General features: G+C 35.3%; 16 protein-coding genes. 10 read left to right on the forward strand and 6 right to left on the reverse strand.

Annotated features, from left to right (window positions below; all coding sequences use genetic code 11):
• Positions 1-4: 4 nt before the first annotated feature.
• The 4 genes from C245_RS0105930 to C245_RS0105945 all read right to left on the reverse strand — a co-directional run bounded on the left by C245_RS0105930 (position 5) and on the right by C245_RS0105945 (position 4,437).
• Positions 5-484, reverse strand: a complete 480-nt coding sequence (locus C245_RS0105930) for a DUF2271 domain-containing protein (protein WP_017495664.1) — start codon at positions 482-484, stop codon at positions 5-7.
• A 135-nt stretch (positions 485-619) separates the two neighbouring features.
• Entirely contained in the window at positions 620-2,113 is a 1,494-nt protein-coding gene (locus tag C245_RS0105935) for an ankyrin repeat domain-containing protein (RefSeq protein WP_017495665.1), read from the reverse strand.
• A 318-nt stretch (positions 2,114-2,431) separates the two neighbouring features.
• Positions 2,432-3,667, reverse strand: a complete 1,236-nt coding sequence (locus C245_RS0105940; protein WP_017495666.1) for an MFS transporter — start codon at positions 3,665-3,667, stop codon at positions 2,432-2,434.
• 44 nt (positions 3,668-3,711) lie between these two features.
• Positions 3,712-4,437, reverse strand: coding sequence for a FadR/GntR family transcriptional regulator (locus C245_RS0105945; protein WP_198288041.1), 726 nt, complete (start codon positions 4,435-4,437; stop codon positions 3,712-3,714).
• A gap of 234 nt (positions 4,438-4,671) precedes the next feature.
• On the opposite strand from C245_RS0105945, the gene C245_RS0105950 reads away from it, so the two are divergent.
• From C245_RS0105950 to C245_RS0105970, 5 genes are all read left to right on the forward strand, one after another.
• On the forward strand, positions 4,672-5,898 hold the full coding sequence (locus tag C245_RS0105950; RefSeq protein WP_017495668.1) for a PQQ-dependent sugar dehydrogenase: 1,227 nt from the start codon (positions 4,672-4,674) through the stop codon (positions 5,896-5,898).
• 445 nt (positions 5,899-6,343) lie between these two features.
• Positions 6,344-7,375: a methionine ABC transporter ATP-binding protein MetN gene (gene metN, locus C245_RS0105955; RefSeq protein ID WP_017495669.1), complete on the forward strand. Its 1,032-nt coding sequence runs from the start codon at positions 6,344-6,346 to the stop codon at positions 7,373-7,375.
• Positions 7,368-8,021, forward strand: coding sequence for a methionine ABC transporter permease MetI (metI, locus tag C245_RS0105960; protein ID WP_017495670.1), 654 nt, complete (start codon positions 7,368-7,370; stop codon positions 8,019-8,021). Before metN ends, metI begins: the two co-directional genes overlap by 8 nt.
• Positions 8,022-8,122: 101 nt before the next feature.
• Positions 8,123-8,941 (forward strand): methionine ABC transporter substrate-binding lipoprotein MetQ, encoded by an 819-nt coding sequence (gene metQ, locus C245_RS0105965; RefSeq protein ID WP_017495671.1) that lies wholly within the window; start codon positions 8,123-8,125, stop codon positions 8,939-8,941.
• A gap of 272 nt (positions 8,942-9,213) precedes the next feature.
• On the forward strand, positions 9,214-9,930 hold the full coding sequence (locus C245_RS0105970; RefSeq protein ID WP_017495672.1) for a DUF3667 domain-containing protein: 717 nt from the start codon (positions 9,214-9,216) through the stop codon (positions 9,928-9,930).
• 91 nt (positions 9,931-10,021) lie between these two features.
• Here the strand turns inward: C245_RS0105970 and C245_RS0105975 are convergent, their stop codons facing one another.
• Both C245_RS0105975 and C245_RS0105980 read right to left on the reverse strand, forming a co-directional pair.
• Positions 10,022-11,353: a PAS domain-containing sensor histidine kinase gene (locus C245_RS0105975; protein ID WP_026109900.1), complete on the reverse strand. Its 1,332-nt coding sequence runs from the start codon at positions 11,351-11,353 to the stop codon at positions 10,022-10,024.
• 1 nt (position 11,354) lies between these two features.
• On the reverse strand, positions 11,355-12,704 hold the full coding sequence (locus C245_RS0105980) for a sigma-54 dependent transcriptional regulator (RefSeq protein ID WP_017495674.1): 1,350 nt from the start codon (positions 12,702-12,704) through the stop codon (positions 11,355-11,357).
• A gap of 280 nt (positions 12,705-12,984) precedes the next feature.
• Between C245_RS0105980 and C245_RS0105985 the strand changes: the two genes are divergently transcribed.
• The 5 genes from C245_RS0105985 (at position 12,985) to C245_RS0106005 (ending at position 20,297) form a co-directional block, all read left to right on the forward strand.
• The gene (locus C245_RS0105985) at positions 12,985-13,698 is read left to right on the forward strand and encodes an ABC transporter ATP-binding protein (protein WP_017495675.1); all 714 of its coding nucleotides are present in this window, start codon (positions 12,985-12,987) and stop codon (positions 13,696-13,698) included.
• 3 nt (positions 13,699-13,701) lie between these two features.
• A complete protein-coding gene (locus tag C245_RS0105990; protein ID WP_017495676.1) occupies positions 13,702-16,125 on the forward strand; it encodes an ABC transporter permease in 2,424 nt (807 codons plus the stop codon).
• Between the two features lie 186 nt (positions 16,126-16,311).
• Complete coding sequence (locus C245_RS0105995; protein WP_017495677.1) at positions 16,312-17,049, forward strand: polysaccharide deacetylase family protein; 738 nt, start codon at positions 16,312-16,314, stop codon at positions 17,047-17,049.
• 911 nt (positions 17,050-17,960) lie between these two features.
• On the forward strand, positions 17,961-19,556 hold the full coding sequence (locus C245_RS0106000; RefSeq protein ID WP_081603513.1) for a HAMP domain-containing sensor histidine kinase: 1,596 nt from the start codon (positions 17,961-17,963) through the stop codon (positions 19,554-19,556).
• Positions 19,557-19,646: 90 nt separating this feature from the next.
• A complete protein-coding gene (locus tag C245_RS0106005) occupies positions 19,647-20,297 on the forward strand; it encodes a response regulator transcription factor (RefSeq protein ID WP_026109902.1) in 651 nt (216 codons plus the stop codon).
• Positions 20,298-20,358 lie beyond the last annotated feature (61 nt).

Genomic DNA, 20,358 nt, shown 5'->3' on the forward strand with positions numbered 1-20,358 from the left:
ACAATTAAATTTTGTTTAATCTCACATATCTGATATAACCTTTTCCTTCTGTCTTGTCTGCCAATCCTTGAGTAGTAAGTGGAATTTCTAAATCACTTACGTAATATTTTTGATCTTCTACAGCCGATTCAAATCTTAGTTTATATCCTTTGTTTATTTTAGAATCTTCAATTTCAATGGTGGTAATGCTACGGTCTCCACCTGTAACAGAAGCTCCTGTTTTTGCACTGATGTCAGCAGGTTTTGAAGTTTGGAATTTATTCCATTCTTTCAATGATTTGTACCATTTTTTGTCGTCACCCATTACATAAAGTGTTTTCTCGTATTCTCCTTTTGGATTGATAAGTGAAACAACGATGTAAGCGCCTTCTCCCATATAATTAGCCATTTGAAGCATACATTTGTATTTGCTTTGTGCTGCAGACTGAAAAGAAATTAAGCAGATTAATGCTGCTGTAAGGGCTATTTTAAATATTGATTTCATTTTTTTAGATTGTTAGATCTTTAGATTTTTAGATTGTTGGATTGTCAGGTTTTTGAAACTTGAACTTAAAACTTGAACTTAAAACTTGAACATGAAACATGAAACATGAAACACGAAACATGCAGTTTTTAGCTATTACTTTAAAAAGTCAATAGAAACATTGTTTTTGGTTAACGATTCGTTTTCTTTTGCTAAAGCATAAGCACTTTCGTCAAATTCAGTGTTAATGTCTTTTTTAGCACCAATTGAAAGAAGGTATTTTAAGATAGAGTCGTCTTTGGCAACCATAGCCGCTTTGTGTAAAGCTGTCAAACCATCCTTGTTTTTAGCATTAACGTCAATGTTTAAAGGCGCTAATTTTTTTACCAGATTCAGGTCATTTTTAGCAATAGCAGAATGGTACAGTGAACTTCCGTCTTTTTGTACAGCTGCTAAGTTTAGTCCTTTTTCCTGAAGTAATTTTATTTTTGCTTCGAATGGATCCTGAGCAGCATTGGCCTCACGGCCCATCGGACGGTAAGATTGTACCAAATATACTCCCAGATTGTTTCCGTCTTTGTCTTTTACATTTACATCAGCACCTTTGCTTAATAAAGTTGCAACTGCTTCAGGTGCACCTGATCTTACGGCGAAAGTCAATGCCGATTCAGCTTTGGCGTTTTGCAGATTGATGTTTTTGGTAACCGGTAATAGTTTTTCTAATGCAGCAGTTTCTCTTGCTCCGGCAGCGATCATTAGTGGCGTATTTCCATCTTTGTCGATTTTGTTAGCATCAACACCTTTAGCCAAAAAGTAAGCAATTATCTCTCCCTGGTTGGGTTTGTTTGCCAATAAATGAAGTACATTTTCTCCGGACTTACTGGTCGCAGTAGCTTTTAATTTTACTTCTTCCACTAAATATTTATAAGTTTCAAGAGTATTGGTTTCTCTACGTGAACCTTGTGCTGCGATTAGAAGTGCATTGTCAGTTGGTTTTACTTTTCGGTCTAAAAGTTTTTTTAGAAGAGCAATATTACCTGTTCTTGCTGCATAATCGAAAGCAGTACTTCCATTAGCATCAACATCTTTTAAAGACAATCCTTTAGATACTAAATAATCCGTTAAAACAAGATCTTTGTCAGAGGCTACAGCCATTAGTAACAAATTTGCACCATCGGCATATTTTTTCTTTGGATCAATTCCGGCTTTGAAAAAAGCATCGTACAAAGCGGTATTGGTTTGACCGTTTGAAGCAGCAAAGGCGATTGGAGTAGTAGCGTGGCTGTCTTCAAGATTAATATCAGAACCTTTTGCAATAAGGTAATTTACCAGTTCAAGATTTCCTCTGTAAGCAGCCCAATGCAGGTAAATACGATTGTCGTGAGTTAATTTAGCGATGGTATTACCGGGCTGATCCAATAAGAATTTTATAGAAGCGATAGGAGCGTCATTATTAATCGCAACAACAGTCGCATCAAAAGCGTTAGCATTGGGTACTGTTGGACTGTTTCCTTTTGCAATTTCAGCTTTAACCGCATTTACATCCGGTGCTGTTTTCCAAAAAGACTGTTCTAATAATATGTTTTTTTGCTGAGCACTAACAAAAAAAGAAGCGGCTAATGCAAAAGAGAGAAAGAAATTCTTTTTCATATTGTAAGATTTACTATTTTTTTAAAATGAGTTAGTTTTGGTACACTACTGAAATAGCTTGAGAAGCTCAATCTATTTAGAATAGTTAAAAATAACGCAAATGTAAAAATTAATATTAGTAAATCAATGTATTTGCTGAAGAAACTCCAATTTTAATCTTTTTTTAAGGATTAAAGATTGAAATATTCAGAAAAGTAAAAGCCACAGCTTAAAAATTTTTCAGGATTGCTAAAAATCCATTGAATCATTATAATCTGTGGCTGAAAAGTTAACTGCAAGATCTCAGTTTTTTATTGATTTAATTTGCTGGAATACAAACTATTGTTTTCCTTTTTTTCCTTCGATGTTTGGCAAGAAAGTGGTCAGAACACCAATTAAAGGTAAGAAAGCGCAAATTTTAAAGACATATTCGATGCTGGTAGTGTCGGCTAGTTTTCCCAGTACAGCAGACCCTAATCCTCCCATACCAAAAGCCAAACCAAAGAAAAGACCGGCAATTAGGCCTACTTTTCCGGGAACCAGTTCTGTGGCGTAAACCAAAATTGCTGAGAAGGCAGAGGATATGATCAATCCTATAATTACCGATAAAATTCCGGTCCAGAAAAGCGAAACGTAAGGCAATAATAATGTAAACGGAGCAACGCCTAAAATAGAAATCCAAATGATATACTTTCGTCCAAAACGATCGCCTAATGCGCCACCAAATAATGTTCCGGCAGCTACCGCACCCAGAAAAGCGAAAAGATAAATCTGTGATTCCTGAACTGATAATTGAAACTTATCGATCAGGTAAAAAGTATAATAACTAGTCATACTGGCCATGTAGAAGTATTTTGAAAAGATCAGAACCAGTAAAATTCCCAAAGAAATGATTACTTTTTGCTTCGAAAGGGAGTGGTGCTTTTCTTCAGAAATAGCCGATTTGTTTTTTGCTTTCAGATTCAAATGTTCCTGATACCATTTGGCAATACCTGAAAGTATTACGATGCCAACAATAGCAGCTAAGCAGAACCATATAATGTTAAACTGTCCGTAAGGAACAACAATTATCGCTGCTAATAATGGTCCGATAGCGCTTCCAGCATTTCCTCCCAGTTGAAAAATAGATTGGGCCAGACCTCTTTTTCCTCCTGAAGCCAGATGGGCAACCCTTGACGATTCGGGATGAAATATAGACGAACCAATACCAATTAAACTTACCGCAAGTAAAATATTGATAAAGCTGGAAGCTACCGCAACCGCCGCAAGACCTACGAGGGTAAAACCCATACCTATTGCCAGCGAATACGGACGCGGCTTTTTATCGGTATAAAAGCCAATGAAAGGCTGTAGGATGGAGGCTGTTAGCTGATAGGTCAGGGTAATAAGCCCGACTTCAGTAAAGCTCAAACTAAATTTAGTTTTTAAAATGGGGTAAACGGCAGGAATTACAGCTTGTAACATATCATTAATGAAATGCGTAAAACTGATCGTGAACAAAATGGAGAAAACGGTTTGCTGAGCTAATTGCTTTGACTCTGTTAGGGTATTGGTAAAAGTAGTTTCTGTTTTCATAAGTAATAAAAAGATCAGATCATCTGATGAATATGGGTAAAAAATTAGTAATTGATATGTCCTATAATTTTTGCAACAGTATTCCAGGCTTTTTTAGGATCCTGTGCAATAATATTTTCTAAAAGTTGTTGGTGTACGGCCGATGTTTCCTGGAATATTTTGGTATCACCATAAAGATGAAGGAATCCTTTTTTAAGATGTACGGAAGCAGATTTGTAAAGATCAGCCAGAATTTCATTTTTTGAAGCTTTTGCAATCGCAATATGAAATTGTATATCCGCTTCTACACATTCCTCGAGATTTCCTTCTTTGGCAGCGATCATTCTGTTGAGTAAATGCTCTTTCATGGCAGCGATATCGTCATCAGTTCTGTTGATTGCAGCTTTTTCGGCAATTTTCATTTCGAGTATTTGTCGCACTTCGTCCAGGTCCTGAACATTGGCGCGCATGATACGCTGATCCATTGGTTCGCGTGTACTGGTTAATCGCTCAACAAAAGTACCTACACCTTGCTGAATACGTAAAAAACCGGAATTAGCAAGCAACTTCATCGCCTCACGTATAGAGGAACGACCCACTCCAAAACTTTTCATCAATTCAGCTTCTATGGGTAGTTTTTCATTAATTTTATAATGACCCAAAGTGATTTGCTCCTGTATTTTGGAAGCAACTTCTTCTGCAAGTGATTTTTTTTGGATTAGTGTTTTCATGCGTAGTATCACATCATCTGATGATCGCAAATGTAAAAGAATAATTGTAGTATCGACCATTATTAGGATATTTTTATGATTTTATTGATAAGGAAATTAGGAGGCAAATTGTTAATTTAAATTGTTAGGTTTTGTTTTATAGTAAGTTATGTTTGAATGTTCTTGCTGTTAATTGTTAATGGTATGATGTGAAATTGTATAACTTTTCGGGTGAATTATATAAAATTTTTCAATTTAAAATTTAGAAGTTTGATGTTGATACCCAAATATCATTTTTAACTAAATCTACTGTATATGAAAAATCTAAAACACATTGTGCTTCTTTCGGGCGTATTCTTTACTTTTCTGAGCTGTTCAAATGACAAAGAAACGCCGTCTAATCCCGGTACGATTACAAATCCTGTAGAAGGTAATCCTGCGAATACGACTTATAAACCTGCTTTTACAGGACAAACTCGTACTAATGGTGTGCAGACCAATACGGCATTTGAAGCTAAGGTTATTACGAGTGCGCTTACAAGCCCTTGGGGAGTTAAAAGTCTTCCGGATGGTCGTTTGTTAGTCACACAAAAAGCAGGTACTATGCGTATTGTTACAACTGCGGGAGTGGTAAGTGCTCCTATTACCGGTATTCCTGCTGTAAATGCAGGAGGGCAGGGTGGTTTGTTGGGCTTATGTCTGGACCCTGAGTTTGCATCCAACAGAATGATTTATTGGGTATTTTCAGAAGCTACCGGCGGAGGAAATAACACGGCAGTGGCCAAGGGAAAATTATCGGCTGATGAGAAAACAATAGAACGTGCGACAATTATTTACAGAGCAAAGCCTGCTAATGCGAGCACACTTCATTACGGAGGGCGTATTTTGTTTGATAAGACAGGTAATTTGGTGGTAAGCACCGGAGAACGTTCGGTTTTAGAAACAAGACCTTTGTCACAATCACTTACATCAGGTCTTGGTAAGGTGGTAAGAATTACAAAAGAAGGACAGCCGGCATCAGGAAATCCAACTTTTAGTCAGGCAGGAGCATTGCCTGAATTGTATAGCTACGGACACAGGAATCCTCAGGGATTGGCGCTTCACCCAGTTAGTGGTGAAATCTGGCTTTCGGAACATGGACCACGAGGAGGTGATGAAATCAATCGCTTAAAGGCTGGTGCAAATTACGGATGGCCTACCATTACTTACGGAATTGAATACAGCGGAGAAAAAATAGGGGCGGGAATTCAGCAGCAGGACGGTATGGAGCAGCCGATTTATTACTGGGATCCGGTAGTTTCGCCAAGTGGTATGACGTTTTACAGCGGTAATCGCGTTCCGGAATGGCAGAACAATCTTTTTATTGGGGCTTTAAGCGGAATGCATATTGTGCGTCTTGCTATAGATAATAATAAAGTTGTGGGTGAAGAGAGGCTTCTGGTGTCAGAGAATCAACGATTCAGAGATATTACTCAGGGAAATGACGGGGCTTTGTATGCGGTTACGGATGGTGGCAGGTTGTATAAAATTGATAAAAAGTAACGTTAGAGTTTTGAAAATAGGAATAAAAAATGGTGCTGAGAGGCGCCATTTTTTGTTGATGTAAAAGTTTTCTGTGAGGTTATTTTGAAAACTAAAGCCTAGCCCGGATAGCAGCGGTATCCTTTCCCTGCTTTCTTTAAGCAGGGAAAGATAGAAGCGGATAGCCGGAAATTGCTCCTGATTCTTATAATTAGTCTATTATTTTGATAGGTTAATAAAAGTTTTATTCGTTTTTGTCTTGAAATTAAAAATAACTCATTAAATTTGCCGCATCAATGAGAAAAAAGAACCAGAATAGAAGCTATTTTAACAGCAACATGATGATGTGCTGCGGCCCTGTTATGAGGTTAATTGATCTGGCTTACCTATAAAATAATAGTATTTATTTAAGAAGCCTTTCATGATTTTTTGAGAGGCTTTTTTGTTTTTAAACTTGAATTACGGAATGATTGAATTAAAAAATGTCACTAAGAATTTCCATCAGAAGGACCGAATAGTTTCCGCCTTATCGGATGTTTCGCTTAGGGTTCCGCCCGGGAAAATTTTTGGTGTAATAGGAACATCGGGAGCGGGAAAAAGTACCTTAATTCGATGTGTGAATTTGTTGGAAAGACCCACTTCGGGAGAAATTATTGTAGACGGAAAAGCATTAATGCAATTGTCTAATGCCCAACTGGCAGTAGAGAGAAGACAGATTGGAATGATTTTTCAGCACTTTAATTTGCTTTCGTCACGCACGGTTTTCGAAAATGTTGCTTTTCCACTGGAACTTGTTGGAGCTTCAAAATCAGAAATCAAAAGCCGTGTTTTGGAATTACTAGAACTAGTAGGTCTGAAAGAGAAAGCAAATGATTATCCGGCAAGTCTTTCGGGTGGTCAAAAGCAAAGGGTTGCCATTGCACGTACGTTGGCCAATAATCCGAAAGTACTTTTATGTGATGAAGCTACAAGTGCACTGGATCCTGCAACAACCAGATCGATTTTAAACTTACTGAAAGACATTAACCGTCGTTTGAACATTACCGTTCTTCTAATTACGCACCAAATGGAAGTCGTGAAATCGATCTGTGATGAAGTAGCGGTAATCAGTCACGGAAAATTAATAGAGCAGGGAAGTGTTGGAGAAATTTTTGCTGATCCGAAACATGAACTGACCAAAGAATTTATCGCTTCATCCTTGCATCTTGATGTTCCGCAGGTCTATCAGGAAAGATTGCAAAAGGAAGATGGTGAGGGATTGAATCCATTACTTAGACTTGAAATGACGGGTAAATCGGTTAACGAGCCTGTTATTTCAGAGGTTTCGCGTTTGTTTGATACCAATTTTAAGATTGTAAGCGCGCAAATGGATCAGGCAGGAGAGGTTAATTTTGGTGTGATGCTGATCGAATTGTCAGGTAAACGTGAAAATTATGATGCTGCAATCCAGTACTTTATTTCAAAACATATTAAAACAGAAATCATAGGTTATGTCTGAATCCATTATTGAATTATTATTAAAAGGTACCTGGGAAACCATAGTAATGACTTTTGTCTCTGGTTTTTTTGGTTTTCTGCTTGGACTACCAACGGGTGTTTTACTTTTTCTGACCCGAAAAAATCAAATTTTAGAACAGCCGGTTTTGAATCGGTTTTTATCGGTTTTGGTGAACGTTTTTCGTTCAATTCCGTTTATCATCTTAATTGTGTGGATGATTCCGTTTACACGATCGCTGGTAGGAACTTCCATTGGTGTAAGTGCAGCATTGGTACCGTTAAGTATTGGAGCAGCTCCTTTTATTGCCAGATTGGTAGAGAATAGTCTTTTGGGACTTCCGTCAGGTTTAATCGAAGCAGCACGTGCATTGGGAGCAACTCCTTTGCAAATCGTATTTAAAGTCTTGCTTCCGGAAGCTTTGCCTTCTTTAATCAATGCCGCATCGATTACGTTAATCACACTTGTAGGATATTCTGCGATGGGTGGAGCAGTTGGAGCAGGTGGTTTAGGACAGGTGGGGTACCAGTACGGTTATATAGGTTATGATGCTGTAACGATGAACTCGGTTTTGGCCTTACTGGTTGTTCTGGTATTCCTGATTCAGTTCGCAGGTGATGCATTGTCTAAACGATTTGACCATAGATAACGTTTAATTGAGTGCGGAGAAGAAAGAGTAAAGAATAAAGAGTAAAGAATAAAGAGTAAAGAATAAAGAGTAAAGAGTTAAAATTATAAATACGTAGAAGGATGAATAATAAACTAAATTTTTTAAAAATAGTTGGGATTGTGGCGCTATCAGTTGTGGTGTCCAATTGCGGAAAAAGTAAAAGTAACGACCCACATCATATTAAAGTTGGAGTAGCGGCCGGTCCGGAATATGTGGTGGCTCAGGCGGCTCAAAAAGTAGCCAAAGACAAATATGGTCTTGAGGTAGAATTGGTTTCTTTTAACGATTACGTGATTCCAAACGAAGCGTTGAGTCAGGGTGATATTGATGTTAATGCTTTTCAACACAAACCTTATTTAGACGAGCAATCAAAACAGCGCGGATATAAACTGGCGATTATTGCCAAGACCTTTATTTATCCAATTGCTGCTTATTCTAAAAAGATCAAAAACCTTTCAGAACTGAAAAACGAAAGCACAATCATTATTCCAAATGATCCTACAAATGGAGGGCGTTCTTTATTACTTTTAGAGAAAAACGGTTTGTTAAAACTTCGTCCAAATGTAGGTTTATTGCCTAAAGTAACGGATATCACAGAAAACCCTAAGAATCTTAAAATATTAGAATTAGAAGCGCCGCAATTGCCACGTGCTTTAGACGATCAGAATGTTGCAATTGCAATTATCAATAATACTTTTGCTTCGCAGGCAGGACTGGTTCCGGCTCGTGATGCTCTGTTTGTAGAGGACAAAGATTCACCTTACGTCAACTTAATTGTAAGTCGTGATGACAACAAAAAAGAAGAAAAAATAAAACAGTTTGTAGCAGCTTTTCAATCTGCCGAAGTAGAACAGGCTGCGGTTCGCGAGTTTAAAGGCGGAGCAGTAAAGGGCTGGTAATTTTTTTGGAAATATAGTAAGTTTTGGGTTGGGCTGTTAATCTTTTTTATCAGGTAAAATCTTTAAGTTATATAAAGTGCAATGATTAAAAATCATTGCACTTTTTTTGTATTTTAGCTCCGTTTAAAAAATAAAGACTGACATCAGTTGCTAAAAATCAGCCCTGTTAAGAGGTATTGATCATATTTTATAAGGGGGTATAAACAAGTTAGCGACAATTTTATCAAACTGACTACAAATAAAAAAATTGACCAAAATATTTGACCAAAAAAATGAACTGCCTAAACTGTAACACCGAAGTAAATTCTAATTTTTGTCCCGACTGTGGGCAGCCAAAAGTACTCAAAAGGATTAACGGACATTATATAGTTCACGAAATTGAACACGTTTTGCATTTTGAACGTGGAATATTTTATACAATTAAAGAACTTATAACAAGCCCAGGACAAAATATCAGAAATTATCTTACTGAAAACAGAAGCCGACTCGTTAAACCTATCATTTTTATTATTGTTAGTTCCTTAATTTATTCCATAAGCAATCATTTTTTTCATTTCCAGGATGGTTATATTAATTACCTTGACAGTCAAAAAACGTCAGCAAGTACTATCTCAAAATGGGTTCAGATGAATTTAGGTTATTCCAATATAATGATGGGGATATTTATTGCATTGTGGACAAAACTATTTTTCAGAAAACGAGATTATAACATATTTGAAATATTAATTCTTCTCTGTTTCGTAATGGGAATTGGGATGTTAATTTATGCCATTTTTGGACTTGTTTACGGACTGACACATTTAAATATAATGCAATTTGCCGGAATTGCGGCATTTATGTATGCAACTTGGGCCATTGGACAGTTTTATGACAAAGGAAAAGCATCTTCATATGTTAAAGCCTTTTTGGCCTACATTTTTGGGATGATGACATTTTCATTAGTCATTTTGCTTGTTGGAACATTAATTGACTTAGTAATAAAACATTAAAATTCCATTTGCCTTTGGCTTTCAATGGCAGGTTAGTAATCCATAATTGGTGATGATAGTTATAGACTTTCTGTTTTTAACTATTGAATTTTTATTCAAGCAAACAAATTTCAAAAGTGGTTTTGCCATTTTCATTTCTATGGGTGATATAGCCGCCATGTGCTTCAATGATATTTTTGGAGAGCGTTAAACCAATGCCGGCACCTTCTGTTCGGGTGGTGAAAAAAGGGAGAAATACTTTGTGTTCAATTTCTTTCTCGATTCCGTTTCCGGTGTCTGTGATTTTAATGAAAGCCCTATTTTCTTTAAATTCTGCCGACATCGTTACTATTTTTTCCGGCGCATCTTTTAAAGCATAAATACAATTGGTTAACAGGTTGATAAAAACCTGTTCGATTTGCTGAGAGTCGATATTAATCCAGTGTTTGGAAGTAATAGTGTTGACAACTTCAATACCTTTTTCCCTGAACAGGGGAGCCATAATCTGAAGACAATTGTGCATCAGTAGCTGTAAGTCAGTTTTCTCTTTTTTTGGTGTAGGTAACATGGCCAGTTTTCGATAACCTTCGACAAATTTTTGCAGATGATCGCTTCGTCTGAGCATGGTTTCAATGCTATTTTTGACATCTTCCAAATCTTCAGCCGACATAGTGTCCTGTTCTACCAAATCCTGTAGGTTCTGGCAAATAGAACGAATAGGAGTTATAGAATTTAAGAGTTCATGCGAAATCACTTTCATTAAATTCACCCAGGCATCTTTTTCTTTTTTTTCGACAACATTCTGAATCGAATCCAGTAAAACGATAAAATAATCTTTCCCAAAGATCTCAGTTCGAGAAGCCTGCAATACAAAGGTTTGCATGTTTTGTTCTTGTACCCGAATCTCTAAAGAGGTTTTGACTTCCTGAAAATCATCGGCTTCGATAACTTCACATAATGATGGCAATTGGTCTTTAAGATATTTCCATTTGGAGACCTTTGGAACATTAAAATGAGAAGAAAAATGATCGTTCATTAGGAAAATGTTCCATTCCGTTTCTTCTTTTTGCAGAATGATGATCCCGGATTCTATAGTGTTTAAAATCGAACGATAGACAATGTCCTTGGAGATCTGTTCGTTTTGTTTGCTTTTCAGAGTATCGTAAAGGAGAAATAATTCGTTGTAATTTTTATTGTATTGATGTTGTGAAAAATCGGAACTAAAATCATTTTGTAAGATCGAAGAGATGGTTTTGTTGTAAAGCAAAATAAAATTCCGAGTATAAAAGTACATTTCGCGAACAAGCAGGAATACAACAAAAAGGCCAAAGATTCCGGTAAAGAAAAGGTTTGTTTTAAAAAAATAAAAAGAGATTTCGATCATCAACACAATCAGAATCAATCGTAAAAACAGCAGTTTATAGGTTTGGAAGGTCTGAAACATATTAATTGATATTGATGTTGTATTTTTCTAAACGACGGTATAAAGAGCCTCTGGACAATCCTAGTTCTTCTGCCGTTTTACTGATATTATTGTTGTTTTTCAGCAAGGCTTTCTCAACTGCTGCCTTCTCTACAGAAGAAAGCTGAATGTCGTCCGGATTTTCTTCGTAGGGAGTTATGGTCTCTAAATCTAAATCGGAAGTGGTGATTTTATTGTTTTCGCACAGAATAACAGCACGTTCAATTTTATTTTCCATTTCTCTGATGTTACCATTCCAGGCATGTTTTTCAATTTGTTCCAGTACTTTTTTGTCAAATTGAATTGTATTTCGGTTGTATTTTGCAATCATTTTGTCGAGAAGGTATTCTGCCAGCGGAATTTTATCTTCGTGACGTTCCCGTAAAGGTGGCAGAACGATTTCCATGGTATTGATACGATAATAAAGGTCTTCCCTAAAGTTTTTATCGGTAACTTCTTGTTTAAGATTTAGGTTGGTTGCTGTAATGATGCGGACATTTAGCGGTCTTGGCTTTGTTTCACCTAGTCTGGTTACTGTTTTGGTTTGAATAACCTGCAGCAATTTCGATTGTAAATGCAGCGGTACATTCCCAATTTCATCCAAAAAGATAGTTCCGTTTTGCGCCATTTCGAAACGTCCGGGAGTATCGGTTTTAGCATCTGTAAAAGCACCTTTGGCATAACCGAACAGCTCACTTTCGAAAATATTTGAATTTAAGGCTCCCAAATCGACGGCTACAAATGGATGGTTTTTCCTTTCGGATTGGCTAAAGATATGATGTGCTAAAACAAATTTACCTGTTCCGTTTTCGCCCAAAATCAAAACGTTAGCATCCGTTTTCGCCACTTTATCAGCAAGGGAATAGGATTTTTTGATCATTTCTGAGGTACCAATAAAAAAGTCATTCTCAGGTTCGATATTCTTTATTTTCTTCTGTTCCTTTCGGGATTGATCTACAGCCTGTTTGACAGATTCAAGCAGTTTTTTATTTTCCCAAGGTTTTAAGATATAATCAAAAGCACCGGATTTTAAGCCTTCAACAGCTGTTTCAACTTTACCAAAAGCGGTCATTAAAATCACAACCGTTTTAGGAGATAGTGTTTTTATTTCTTTCAATAAATACAAACCTTCTCTTCCGTCTTCAAAACCTATCCTGTAATTCATGTCGAGCAAAACAACATCAATGCGTTTTTGCGACAATAATTCGACAACATTTTTCGGATTATTGAGCGTATAAATGTCTTCAAAATACTTTTTCAGGAACACTTTCGACGCAAAAAGGATGTCTTCCTGATCGTCTATGATTAATATTGCGGCATTTGTCTTTTTCATTTTTGTTCATTTTTGGACGAAAGCTGTCCATTATTGGACACTTTTAAATTCTTTTAGATACTAAAAAATTTAAAATAAGGTAGTTACGAATTTTAAATTTTTGGCACGAAAATCATATTACTATTAGCAAATCATCAAATAGGAGAATGATTATTGCCGGTAAATGTAACAAAAATAGATATTTATAGATTATGTTATCAATTATCTTAATTTAGGATCTGTTTTTTACTTCGGCAATAAAATTCTCAGAAAGAAAAACAAACATCAAAAACAAAGTAGTATGATCAAAATTAAAAAGCTTTCTAAAATTTTTAGAACCGAAGAAGTAGAAACAAAAGCTTTAAGTGAAATTTCATTAACCGTAAACGAAGGCGATTTTGTATCGATCATGGGGCCATCAGGAAGTGGAAAATCGACTTTATTGAATATTATCGGATTATTAGACAGTGCTTCGGGAGGAAGTTACGAACTGGTAGGACAGGAAATGATTGGTCTGAAGGAAAATTTAAAATCAAAAGCGAGAAAAGAAAATATCGGATTCATTTTTCAGAATTTTAATTTAATTGATGAACTATCGGTTTTTGATAATATTGAGTTACCGCTGATTTATAATAATGTGCCGTCATCTGAAAGAAAGAAAAAAGTACTGGAAATTGCTACGATCTTGGGTATTTCACATCGTTTGAAACATTATCCGCAACAGCTTTCAGGAGGGCAGCAGCAGCGTGTAGCCGTTGCCAGGGCTTTAATCAATGATCCGAAAATTATTCTTGCCGATGAACCTACAGGAAATCTGGACAGTAAAAATGGTAATGAGGTAATGGAATTGTTGACGGATCTTCATGCGGGAGGTGCAACAATTCTAATGGTTACACATTCGGATTATGATGCTTCGTTTTCGAAAAGAACTATTGTGATGAAAGATGGAGCTATTCTTTCGGAGAAAATGAATCATAGAAATGTAGATGTATTAGTAAACCATTCAACAAATTAAATCATGCTAAAGAATTGGATCAACATATTTATTTACCACATTAAAAACAATAAGGTTTTTACAGCTTTAAATGTTTTGGGTTTGAGTATTGGAATTGCAGGATTAATTTTTGCCATTTTGTACTGGAATGAGGAACAATCCTACGATCAATGGAACCCTAATAAAGACAAGATTTTTTTAGTAGCCAATAAAATGAATGCTACAACCTATTGGTCTTCAAGTTCGGCACCTGTAGGGGCAGCGCTAAAAGCTATAAGTCCTGAAGTCGAATCTTTTTGTTATTTGAACGGAGGTTATGATAATGACATTCTATATTTTAAAGACAAAAAAGTACAATCTGACAAGATTACCATTGCCCAGGGAAACTTCTTTGATTATTTTCCGTATGAATTTACTGAGGGCAGTCGAAAGGGGGCTTTACCGGATGTAAACAGTATTTGTTTATCGCAGGATTTGGCGTTTAAGCTTTTTGGAAATGAAACTGCTGTAGGTAAAAAAGTAGTTTTACAGAAGAAAGTTTTGATGGTACGAGGTGTTTATAAGTTAGATAAAAAATCAGCCTATAATCCTTCTTGTGTGGTTAATTTTATGGACCAGCGGATTAATTCAAACATTCAGTTTTGGGGAAACTTTCAGTATGTTTTATTGCTGAAACTGAAAAATCAGGAGGATGAGAAACCAGTAGCAAAGAATCTCCAAAAAGTATACTTTGAAAACTTAACAGTCCGATTTGCACAGGAGCAGGGAATTACTCCTCAAGAGCTAATTCGCAAATATGGTGAAGTAAAACCAATTTTAGAGTCTCTGGCTTCCGTTCGTCTTCATACCAAAACCGGTGGTATGGCAGAATCAAAAGGGAATTTTCAATTTTTACTTATTATGGTGGGGTTATCGGTTTTAATCCTGTTGTTATCGATTGTAAATTATGTTAATTCGGCTACGGCAAATGCGGTAAAAAGAGCTAAGGAGGTTGGAGTTCGGAAAATTATTGGTGCTTCAAAATATGGTATAATCCAACAGTTTGTTTTTGAAACGGCTCTCATTACGTTGTTTGCCATTTTGGTGTCATTGGTTATTGTCGAAATTTCGTTACCGTATTACAATGCTTTTTTAGAAAAATCACTGGTATTACAAAGCAGTCAGTTTTACCTGCAGCTGGTGGCTATATTTTTTATAACGGTTGTACTGGCGGGTATACTACCGGCGGTTTATGTTTCTAATTTTGAACCGCTAAAGGTTTTGAAAGGAAACTTTGGCCGAAGTAAAAACGGTATTTGGCTCCGTAACGGTATGTTGATTTTTCAGTTTAGTGTGGCCGCTTTTTTCATTATCGGATCTTATATTGTGTACCAGCAAATAGAACATATGAACTCTAAAGAGTTAGGTTTTAATGGAAAACAAATTCTGAACATTTCGTATAAGAACATCTATGGAGAAAAAATCAGCAATAAAGAGCGATTGGACCGATATAATAGCATCAGGAATCAGTTGCTTCATATCAAAGGGGTTAAAGAAGTTTCCGGTGGCGGTTTTGTCTTAGGATATGGCCCAAAATCGACCATCACTTATCAATATAAAGACAAAAGTATAGATGGAAATAATATACCAATTGACTTCGGATTATTGGAAATGTTGAAAATTAAAATAGTTAAAGGGCGCTATTTAGATCCCAAATTTGCTCAGGATACTGTTAGTTCAATGTTGATTAATGAGACTGCACTCAAGTTATTGAACGAAAAAGATCCGATAGGAAAAAAGGTAAACTGGAATGGTCAGGATGCCATTATTGTGGGAGTTGTAAAAGATTTTAATCTGATGGATCCGGGTCAGGCTATTCCTCCCATGTCCTTTTTTCATTTTAAGACAGTGCCTTGGTTTACTGAACTTTTGAATAATATTTATATTACTGCGGATGCTAAAAACATGCAGCAGACTTTGACTGATATTGAAAATCTTTGGGTAAAAAAAGTAGATACGGAATATCCATTCTCGTATGATTTTGTCGATAAAGGATACAAAAGATCCTATAGCAATTATGTAAGGCAAAAAAATCTATTTTCGTTATTAAATGTCATTGTCATTGTCATTGCACTTTTTGGATTGTTTGCACTGGCTTCGTACTCTATTGAACGACGCATGAAAGAAATCGCGATTCGAAAAACTCTGGGTGCCGAGACAAATGTTCTATTAAAAGAACTTTGCAAGCAGTATGTAGTATTCAGTATTATAGGCTTTTTAATGGCTTTATTTCCGGCTTATTATTTACTTAACAAATGGTTAGAAAATTTCTCGTATCGCATTACAATATCGGTTTATCCATTTTTAATTGGATTTATCGCCTTATTGCTGCTAACGTTAGCAGTAGTGCTTTCAAGAGCTTATCAGGCCACTAAAATAGATGTTTTGAAATATTTGAAATACGAATAAATCATAAAAAGTAAAGCCTTCAAAGTGAGAACATTTTGGAGGCTTTTTTAATGGCAGAAAACTGAAAAAAGAACTATATTTGAAATAACAAGATTCTATTGATTAAAAAAAGAGTGCGTTTTTAAATTTTTCAGGCTATATTTTATGAAGATGTTTTTCCTTAAATCGATACTGTTTATATTTTGTATGACTTTATTTTCCTGTGAAAGTAAAAAGCAAAATCCGGCCGTCAAAGCTTATGAAGCGGGTGTAATTTTATCTTTTGATGATGCCTATGTAGACGAATGGTCCGAAGCCGATCAGGCTTTGAGAAAATACTGCTGGAAAGCTACTTTTAATGTCTGCCGTATTGATTCGATTGGGAAACCGCAAATCGAAAAACTTCTTGAAATGCAAAAATACGGACATGAAATAGCCGGACATGGCTATCATCATTATAATGCCGTTAAATTTGTCAATAAAAATGGAATGGATGCTTACATTGATCAGGAAATTACCCCTATGATCGCTTCCATGAAAAAACATTCTTTTAAAATGACCAGCTTTGCTTATCCGTACGGATTAAGATCTGATGCATTGGATAAAGCGTTATCTCCCAAATTTAAAATTATAAGAGGAAGAGCCTTTGGAGGAGAACTTCCGGAAAAACAGGACAGCTATTTTAACAATTCTAAAATTGTATTTGCCTTTGATATCGACAATAGCCATATTCATTTCAGTATTCCGTATCTTCTCGAATTATTGCACTATGCAAAAAAAAACAACAAAATCCTGATTTTATGCGGTCATAAACCCGTTAGAAATGTTACCGAAAATTATCAGACGAAAATAGAAACTTTAGAATTTATCTGCAGGTATATGAAGTTAAACGATCTCAAGTTTTATACCTTATCGGACTTAGACGGTTTGCTCGAGCACAAATAAACGATTCTTTAACGTTAAATAACAATAATTTTTACTGAAACGGAAAGATTCGCATCGGATCTTTTTTCAGTAGGAATTACATGTTTTTCACTCAGATCAATCTTTAAAATGAAGAGAAGGTTTTTCACGAGAATTCCTGATTTTTTTTAGAAATGAGAAGGTGAATAATTAGAAATCAGTGCTTTGGTGTACGTGTTTGTGGTGTTCTACAAGCTCCCGATCAAACGATTTCGTAAATAATCCGGCATATTTTTCCAAAAACTGTATCTTTGCATCATGAAAATTGTAGAATTAATTATTAGTAAAAATGTAGAACAAGTTCTACAGGTTGTTATAAAATGTTCTACAGTCGATTTAATTTCAGCATACTATTTTTGCTACTTATTAAGAAAATAGAAACAATTATATATTTAAAAAATAGAATAAAGTAAGTTTTTTGTATGAAACACATTTATTCTAAAAAAAAGATCCCCCAAATCTCTTTTAAATATCTGTTGTGTTATGGTTACTATTGATAGAGAAGTACTCTGGCTTTGTTGTTTTTTAAACAAAGAAAGAGTAACTTAGAGGAATAAGATCTGTTATCAGTAGTAAAATTGAATTAGCGTTTGCTAATTTTAGCTATAGAACAATATTTATTCAAAATGTAGTACATCATTCAGGATGTTCTTTCGATACCTAATTAAAAAAGTGGCATGAGTTATTGATTTGATTCTTTGACTCATTATTTTATTTATCATTTTAAAATATAAATTTTGATTAGAAAACATTCCTTAAATAGTACTTTTAGTTTTTTTAAACTAAAGTTCAAACACAGAAAGATAATTCACTACACTTTAATAGCCTGTGTTATTCTTTTACAAATAATTGCAATAGTTATTTGGTACAACGAATCGTCTAATGAATCAGAAATGTCGAAGACTTTAAACTCGATGGATTCATTGAACAGAATAACGAATTTTACCAGCGGTATTAATAATTCATTTGTCAGTTCTCAAAAGAGTTTTAACAATTATACCTATTATAAAGACAAAGAATCGCTAAATAAGTACACCGCTTCCTTAAATGAGATCAGCCGATTGATTGACAGCTTAACCTTGATTACAAAAGACAATAAGGAGTTCATGAGGATTCTGAAAGAAAAGAATCAGTCTGAGAGTTCTGTCGAATCGATAAAATTAAGTATCGATTCTATTATCGAGTCACAAATCAATCCGGACAAGACTACTTTGTCTAAACCTTTTAAACTGAATAAATTCGCGTATAAGAAGATTTTAGACAGTATCAAAACTGACTCATATATAAAAGTAGATAGCGTGTCTAAAAAAGGGTTGTTTTCAAGATTGGGAGCTGCTTTGGCCGGAAAAGTGGATGTGCAGAAAGAGCAGTTGAAGATTACGGTTACAATGAAATATGATAATAAAGTAGTAACCGGAAGCATTGAAGAACAATTTGCGAACCTGTTTAATACGACTAATAAATTTTACGAAGAACAGTTTAAGAATCTAAAGAGATCATTTGCCAATTTAAAAGATCAGGATGCTAAACTAAAAGAGTTTAATAACGAATTACTGAACTTAGAGGCGGAGATTATGCCGAATTACAACAATTCGTTGAAATTGCTTCAGGATAATACTCAAAAGCAATTGCAAAAGCAATACGATTCAAATAAAATTGCGAGAAGTTATACCATTGCGATTTTGATCTTAATGATGTTTATCGTTTCGCTTGTACTTTTTGGTTTCACAAGACTGGCTTTTCAATATGAAAAAAGACTGACTATCGCTCAGATGCAGATCCGTGAAAACCTGAATTTTAAGAACAGAATTATGGGAATGATCAGCCATGAAATCAGATCCCCTTTAAGCATCATTTCAATTTATAGTAAAATGATAAGTGCATCTATAAAGGATGCTGAAATAAAAGATACTTTTAAATCAATTCAGTTTACTACAAACTCATTGCTTCTTTTGGCCAATCAGATTCTGGAGTATTCGAAAGATGGAAATTATGAGCCCAAATTGAACAATAAGAAATTCCTGCTTAAGGAAGAGATTCATCAGATTGTTAACTCGATGGCTTCCTTGGTTGAAAGTAAAGGAAATAAGATTGAAGTTAATTCTAATCTGATTTCAAATCTTGAAGTGAATTCTGATGCAGCAAAAATTCATCAGCTTTTTTATAACATTATTGGTAATGCGAATAAGTTTACCGAAAATGGATTGATAAAAATTGCGATGGATCTCGAGAAGACCTCTGATAAGCAAGTAAATTTAAAAATAGAAATTGAAGACAGTGGAATAGGAATTGCCAAGAATGACCTGAAAAACATATTCGAACTTTATTATCAGGGTACCGTTTCAGGAAAAGTAAATGATCTTGGAGTAGGTTTGGGGCTCAATTTGTGTAAAGAAATTGTAGAATTGTTTGGTGGGAAAATAGATGTTCAGAGTGAAGAAGGCAAAGGGACAACGATTATTTTCAACCTCTTCATAAGTTTAGTTTAAAATAAGACCAAATTAATATACTTTTTGTATATTGACAGTAAAAAGGCAATTAGTTAGAGAAAAGCGCTGAAACAACCCTAAATTAGGTAAATGAAAATGAAATCCCCATCCAATAACTATAGCTTTTTAGTAGCTGATGACCATAGTGTAGTTCGACAAGGCGTTTCTTTGATGATAAAAGAGTTATTTTCGAATGCTTTAATTCATAAAGCCGGAAATTTTAAGGATACCCTTACTATTTTAAAAGAACAGAGTATAGATTTATTAATCTTAGATGTGAATTTTCCTGATGGGAACAGTATCAGCATCATAACAGAGATTAAATCCATCCAGCCCGAAGTGAAAATACTGATCTTCTCCGCTTATGATGAGAATATCTATGCAATGCGTTATCTGAATGCAGGAGCATCCGGATATCTGAACAAAGAAACTTCGGAGGAAGAAATGAAAAACGCAATCAGTTCGATGATTTTGTCCGGAAAGTACATTACGCAGAATCTTAAAGACAGGATTCTGGACTCTTATATTTCAAAAAAACCAACAAACCCATTAGATGTATTGTCCAACAGAGAAATCGAAGTGGCACAGCTTTTAATTAAAGGCTACGGCAATCTCGAAATAATTGAGCATCTGAACATTAAGAAAACAACAGTAAGCACCTATAAAAACAGGATTTTTGAAAAGCTGGAAATTGATAATCTGGCCGATTTGATCAAAGTTTTTCAGCTGTATGCGGATTGATAAACAGTGTACTTCAAAACTATTTTAAAAAACAGGACTTTTTAAGTGCCTGTTTTTTTTG

Origin of the sequence: Flavobacterium sp. WG21, assembly GCF_000335775.1 — a bacterium.
GTDB lineage: Bacteria > Bacteroidota > Bacteroidia > Flavobacteriales > Flavobacteriaceae > Flavobacterium > Flavobacterium tructae.